5 protein-coding genes and 1 tRNA gene are annotated in these 6,550 nt (G+C 39.7%); 3 read left to right on the plus strand and 3 right to left on the minus strand.

Features of this window, described 5'->3' with window-relative positions:
* The first annotated feature begins 1 nt into the window (after position 1).
* Entirely contained in the window at positions 2-673 is a 672-nt protein-coding gene (locus CWB77_RS11740) for an HD domain-containing protein (protein ID WP_010388506.1), read from the plus strand.
* Positions 663-1,091, plus strand: coding sequence for a VOC family protein (locus CWB77_RS11745; protein ID WP_055013255.1), 429 nt, complete (start codon positions 663-665; stop codon positions 1,089-1,091). Before CWB77_RS11740 ends, CWB77_RS11745 begins: the two co-directional genes overlap by 11 nt.
* A 47-nt stretch (positions 1,092-1,138) precedes the next feature.
* On the opposite strand, the gene CWB77_RS11750 is transcribed toward CWB77_RS11745, so the two are convergent.
* Positions 1,139-2,134, minus strand: a complete 996-nt coding sequence (locus tag CWB77_RS11750) for a response regulator (protein ID WP_138622845.1) — start codon at positions 2,132-2,134, stop codon at positions 1,139-1,141.
* A gap of 17 nt (positions 2,135-2,151) precedes the next feature.
* Positions 2,152-5,463, minus strand: a complete 3,312-nt coding sequence (locus CWB77_RS11755; RefSeq protein WP_138622847.1) for a PAS domain S-box protein — start codon at positions 5,461-5,463, stop codon at positions 2,152-2,154.
* Positions 5,464-5,706: 243 nt separating this feature from the next.
* On the opposite strand from CWB77_RS11755, the gene CWB77_RS11760 reads away from it, so the two are divergent.
* Positions 5,707-6,399 (plus strand): M48 family metallopeptidase, encoded by a 693-nt coding sequence (locus CWB77_RS11760; RefSeq protein ID WP_138622849.1) that lies wholly within the window; start codon positions 5,707-5,709, stop codon positions 6,397-6,399.
* Positions 6,400-6,430: 31 nt separating this feature from the next.
* Here the strand turns inward: CWB77_RS11760 and CWB77_RS11765 are convergent.
* Positions 6,431-6,515, minus strand: a tRNA-Tyr gene (locus CWB77_RS11765).
* Positions 6,516-6,550: the final 35 nt, after the last annotated feature.

Genomic DNA, 6,550 nt, shown 5'->3' on the forward strand with positions numbered 1-6,550 from the left:
GGTGGACAATTCAGCTCTTAGCCCCTCATTACAGCAACTTAATCAGCAATGCAGAGACTTTATTACATCCTTAGTACATGCGGATGTTGCCCATGATATTACCCATATTGAACGGGTAGTGCGTGTTGCTGTGCAGCTATGTATAGCAGAGCAGGCTGATATGGCGATTGTATTGCCTGCAGCTTGGTTGCATGATTGTGTCGCAGTGGCTAAAAATCATCCAGATAGAGCAAGGGCATCAACAATGGCCGCGGATAAAGCGATTAACTTTTTAGCGTCTATTGGCTATGATGACGCGCTATTTGATGATATTCACCATGCCATTGCCGCACATAGTTTTAGCGCCAATATTGCTATTAAAACGGTTGAAGCACAGATTGTACAAGATGCTGACAGAATGGATGCCTTGGGTGCTATTGGCGTAAGCCGTTGTATGAAAGTAGGCGGCTCTATTAGTCGATTATTATACAACCCCGATGATCCATTTTGTTTAAACCGAGAAGCAGACGATAAAAAATACACCCTAGATCATTTTTTTATTAAATTACTGCATATTGCCCAGAGTATGAATACTCCTTCTGCAAAAGCCGAAGCACAAAGACGCACTGCATATATGCACGACTTTTTAGCTCAGCTTAAATCTGAAATTGGTGAACAACGCGATGACACCTAAACTTTCGGGAATTGATCATTGTCATTTAAATGTTCAAAGCCTCAACCAAGCTATTGAGTGGTATGAAAAGGTGCTTGGTTTTACCGTAGTAGAGGAGTTAGCCTTTTGGAATGAAGAGGGAAAAGGTCCTTTAACACTCGAAGATGAAAACGCCACTACACGATTGGCTTTATTTGAAGGCGATGGGCGTAGTAAAGGAATCGCTTTTGCTGCAACAGGGGAGCAATTTGTTATTTGGCTCAAGCATCTTGAACAGCATCAAGTGAAAACCATATTGGCTGATCATGGCGTGACATTTTCAATGTATTTTAAAGATATTAGTGGCAATAGCCATGAGATCACGTCCCATGACTATCGTATTATAAAACAGCATTTTCCGGCTGTAGCTTTAGGCTCTCACAATGCCAAAAGAAGCTAGGGTCAGTTGCACTTTGCGCAGTAATATTTGCTCAAATAAAGGGAGATTTAATCGCGCTCTTGATGGGCCTTTTTTATCGCTAGAACAGCGCCTATCTGACCAATAAAAAGCTCAACTAGATGTGGGTCAAAATGTTTTCCCGCTTGGTGCTGCATATGTTCTATTGTTTGCTCAATGCTCCAAGGCTCTTTATAAGGACGTTTTGATGTGAGTGCATCAAATACATCAGCAATCGCCACAATCCGTCCCTCAATCGAAATTTCTTCGCCTTTCAATCCATTAGGATAGCCTGTGCCATCCCATTTCTCATGATGTTCAATTGCCAGTACGTGGGCAAGTTGCAACAAAGGGGAGGGTGAGTTGGCCAATATTTTAGCTCCTATAGCAGCATGCTCTTTCATGTGTGCAAATTCGTCTGGAGTTAATTTTCCTGGTTTTAATAATATTGAATCAGGAATGCCTATTTTTCCGACATCGTGCATTGGTGCAGCTTGGCGCAATAACTCAGCGTGTTGCTCATTCATTCCTAGCGCTAAAGCAAGTACCTTGCTGTATTGACTCATTCGAGCAATATGTTCACCCGTATCGGTATCTTTGTACTCTGCAGCGCGCCCCAATCGTTCTACTAAGTCTACATGTGCTTGTTTTAGCTGCTCGGCTTGTACTAAAGAAAGATGTGTTTTTACCCTTGCCTTTACAATAGCAGGACTAATAGGTTTGGTTATGTAATCAACTGCACCTAAAGAAAAACCTTCCGATTCATCTTGCTCTTGTGTAAGTGCGGTAACAAAAATAACTGGAATATGTGCGGTTGTAGGATTAGCTTTTAAAATTTTACACACTTCAAAGCCATTCATATCTGGCATCATAACATCAAGTAAAATGAGGTTCGGTGGATCGTTTTCAATTAATTGCAGTGCTAATAGCCCCGATTTAGCGAACGACAAACGGTAGTTACTCGCTAAAACCTCGCGCATTACTTTTAAATTCGCAGGTTCATCATCGACGATTAATATTCGCGCCTGATTTATAGATTGAGCCATCGTCGTCCTCAGAAGAGCTAATTATTAAGTGTTGTTAATAATGCATTGAGCTCTATTTTTGCATTATCAAATTCAAATTCATTAAACTGTTCACAAATGCTTAAAATAGCATTTTTGTGCTGTTCTGGTGTTATTTTCTCAATATAACTTAATAACGTATCGTCCAACTCTGCTCGTTTAGCTTGGCTAAGTAAAAGCGTTAATTGGTGAATAAATTCAGCATTTGACACGGTTACTTTTTGTAATTTATTCTCTTTAGGAGCAAAATGTAAATGTGATAATTTATCTGCTAGCTGTTGCCACTCTTGTTGGCATTGTAATATGCATTGGGCATAAGAAGCTATATCACGCTGCTTTTCAGCTTGAGCAACTAAGTCAGACAAATTATTAAGCGCTAAGTTACCTGCAAGACCTTTTAAATTATGTAGAATTTGAGCATGGTGTTTATCGTTTAGCTTATTGGTCGCTAAGGTTTGCATACTATTTTGATGCTGAGCTAAAAAGAGCGCGACTTCTTTGAGGTGCTTTTCTTTACTGCCCCACATTTTCTCACCTTTAGCTAAATCTATACGGAGTTTTGAGTCAATCGGATCTGCAGTTTCTAACTGGCTTATAGCAAGCCCAAGCACTCTTGCTATTTCGTAGTTGAGCTGGTTTATGTCAACGGGTTTAGTTGTAAATCCATTCATACCCGCTTGTTTGGCTGTTAGCTTGTCTTGCTGTAGCACACTGGCTGTTAAAGCAATTATTGGGGTTTGCTCTAGTTGCTTTTGCTGCTCTAAAGAGCGAATTGATGCCGTAGCACTGATCCCATCGCACTTAGGCATATGAATATCCATTAAAATAATATCAAAGTGATGTTGATTAAATATTTCAATGGCCTCAAAGCCATTATTAGCCTTTCTTACCTGATGCCCAGCTTGTGAGAGCATAATGGTGAGTAGCTCAATATTTTGTTCAATGTCATCGACCACTAAGATTTTTAATGGTGGTAAATTAAATACGTTTTTACTAATGAGCTGTACCTGACTTTTCTCGCCTTTTTCAAGCGCGACAGTAAAGCAAAAGCAGCTACCTTGGCCAAGGGTACTTTGTGCATATATATGGCCACCCATTAACTCAACCAGCTGTTTACTAATCGTTGTTCCAAGCCCTGTGCCACCAAATCGGCGAGTTGTGGTGCCGTCTGCTTGCTCAAAAGGTTTAAAGATAGCCTCAAGACGATCTTTTTCAATACCTATACCTGTGTCTTGTACTTCAAATAAAATAGGATGATTGGGGTTATGAGTAACCGACAAAGTAACATGGCCTCGTTCGGTAAACTTTATCGCATTGCCGATTAAATTGGTTAGCACTTGGCGTAAACGCGTATCGTCACCAAAATAAAATGGATTCACATTGTCAGCTATTTTTAAATTGAGTTTTAGGTCTTTACGTTTTGCATCCAGCCAAAATGTAGACACAATATTGTCGAGTAATTCTTGCAAGTTAAAATGTACATTTTGAATTTCGAGTTTACCTTTTTCTAACTTTGCTGAGTCGAGGATATCGTTAAGTAAGTGCAACAAAGAACGCGCGGCGTTATTAACAGTAATTATTTGCTTCTGTTGATCTTTATTAAGCGGGCTATCTATCAAAATATCACTAAAGCCAATAATTGCATTCATGGGGGTACGTATCTCATGACTCATATTTGCCATAAAAGACTGTTTAGCTTGCGCGGCTACTTCAGCCTCGTATTTAGCTTGTTTTAAGCTTTGCTCATATTCATAGCGTTTGGTTATATCAACCAAAACGCCATCAATCCAGCGGACATCATTTTTAGAGCCTGTGACAATACTTGCTTGATCCAGTACCCAAATAATATTGCCGTTGCGATGGCGAATGCGATATTCAATTGAGTATTGACTGGTTGATGCAACCGCTTGATCAATGGCTAAAGAAATAGCCGCTTCATCTTCTTTAACAATCAGCTCGGCAAAGGTAATACGCTGCTCAGTAAACTCTTCAGCGCGATAACCAGTTAGTTCATAGACGCTTGGGCTTATAAACAACATACTCCAGTGTTCATCTAACAAGCAGCGAAATACAACACCGGGCATATTGTTCATCAAGGTACGATATTGTCGCTCTTTTTCAATTAAGCTTTGTTGTAATGCTTTTTGTTCAGTTAAATCGGTAATAAAGCCAACAAATAGTGTTTCAGTTTGCAATTGCTTTACTTCACCAATCCCTAGTCGAATTGGAAATTGATGACCATTTTTATGTTTTGCCCACACATCACGATTAACGCCAATCACACGCTTTACTTCATGGTTTGTGGTGTTTTTTAAAAAAGCATCGTGTTGATTAGCAATATCATCAGCCATCAATATTTTTACATTTAGGCCAATGACCTCACTATCTTTCCAGCCAAAAATCGTTTCTGCGGCCTTATTAAAGCTTAAAATGGTACCTTTAATATTGATAGTGACGATGCCATCAATGGCAGTTGATAAAATAGCATCAAGGCGAGACTCTTCAGCAGATTTTTTTCCTAACAGCATTCTGTAGCGGATCATGCCATTGATGATCACAACCACCGCTGTTAATAAAAGCGTGGCGAACGACACACTAATAGCAATAAAGGTTAAGTGCGATTGATTTGTTTGCTCGTTAATTATCGGAGTGGTTGCAATAAATCGCGCAGCGGCCATGCCCATATAGTGCATGCCAGCCACGGCAAGCCCCAGAATAAGCGCACAAATAATACGATTATGCACCGGCGTTAATTTTTTAAAGTGTGTAGGTAAATGAAAACGTACATAGAGGCTGATGAAAGAGAGCAGCACTGCTACAACAATTGAAGCGCTAAACCACATTGGATCATAACGAAGTAATGGACTTAATTGCATTGCAGCCATACCACTGTAATGCATGGTGCCAACACCCGCGCCAAATAAAAGTGAGCTTAGAATTAAATTGATAATACGAGGGTGGGTGCTATATGTTTTCAAACAAGAAAAAGCAATGGTACACGCCAGTAAAGCCGGTATAAACGACACAAAAGTGAGTGTGGGATCGTATTCAATTGTAGTGCACAAAGAAAATGCGAGCATAGCAATAAAATGCATACTCCATACCCCCCCAGCAAGCACTAAAGCTGCAGTTACATTGGCCAGCTTACGATAAGACTTAAAGTGAGTATTATTTGCTAAATCGATAACGTGAAGGGAAAAGTAGGCTGCAAAAATTGCGGTGAGTATAGATAGTGTCACTAAACTTGGGTCGTATACACCATTAATAATTAGACTTGGATCTGGTTGGTTTATAAAAAAATTAGATAGCATCAATCATTCACATAATAACTCTTAAACCCAGTCTAATATAAACGCAACAATAATCACAAGGTATTGAGCTCTAAGTTACAACAGCAACGTAAGTGTTTTAAGCTCTAAACTTACTATTCATTGAGAATTACTACATGCATTGGTATTAAAATGGCATTTAGTAGGGATTATTTATAGATCAGCCGTTATGGTACAAGGTAAAATAAAGCCCAGTGTTTAATTATAACTAGGCAGCATTCATTGTTGGATTACACTTTAAAGCGAAGTAAACGAAGAAAAACAGTAGCGATTAAAGTCGCACAACGAGAACTTACGGTGTATGCGCCCCATTTTGTAACGAAAACACAAATTAATGAATGGCTGTTGAGTAAACAGGGCTGGATTGATGCTCAGTTACATAAGCAACAAATTCAAGCCGATACACGACAGTTTCCACTCAAAACCCATAGCATTAAACTATTTAATGAAGCTGTAAATGTGCAATTTGAAAATGCAGCACGCACTCAATGGCAGCAGCACAATGAAAGCCAAACGCTGTTACTGAGTATTTCTTCACGTGTGAAGCATCGAACGCAAATGTATCAAGGTTTGCTAGAGCAATTTTTGCATGAGAAGTTAGAAAGTTATATTGAAATGCGAGTTAACTACTATTGTCAGCTGATGGGTGAAAAGCTACCGAGCAATATTCGTATTCAATTGTATAAGCGTCGCTGGGGCAGTTGTAACCGCAGGCGTGAACTGACCTTCAACTTGCACTTGGCAAGCGCACCTACATGGATAATTGACTACGTGATTGTGCATGAGTTAGCGCATTTAAAGTATTTAAATCACAGTACACAATTTTGGCATCGTGTAGGGTTATTTTATTCAGAACACAAAAAAGCAAGCGCTTGGTTAAATAAGCATGGCATGAGTTTACAATGGGTTTTTGAATAACTAGAACATAAAATGAGGTAGTAAAGAGAAGTGGTGGAGGGAGCTGGATTCGAACCAGCGAAGGCTGAGCCGTCAGATTTACAGTCTGATCCCTTTGGCCGCTCGGGAACCCCTCCACAGCAAGTATGAATGGAATTGCAACCTAGGTATT

It is taken from the genome of Pseudoalteromonas sp. S1610 (genome assembly GCF_005887465.1).
Classification (GTDB): domain Bacteria; phylum Pseudomonadota; class Gammaproteobacteria; order Enterobacterales; family Alteromonadaceae; genus Pseudoalteromonas; species Pseudoalteromonas undina.

Coding starts and splice junctions, on each gene's coding strand:
- CWB77_RS11745 (WP_055013255.1), top strand. CDS start 663: ATGACACCTAAACTTTCGGGAATTGATCATTGTCATTTAAATGTTCAA.
- CWB77_RS11750 (WP_138622845.1), bottom strand. CDS start 2,134: ATGGCTCAATCTATAAATCAGGCGCGAATATTAATCGTCGATGATGAA.
- CWB77_RS11755 (WP_138622847.1), bottom strand. CDS start 5,463: ATGCTATCTAATTTTTTTATAAACCAACCAGATCCAAGTCTAATTATT.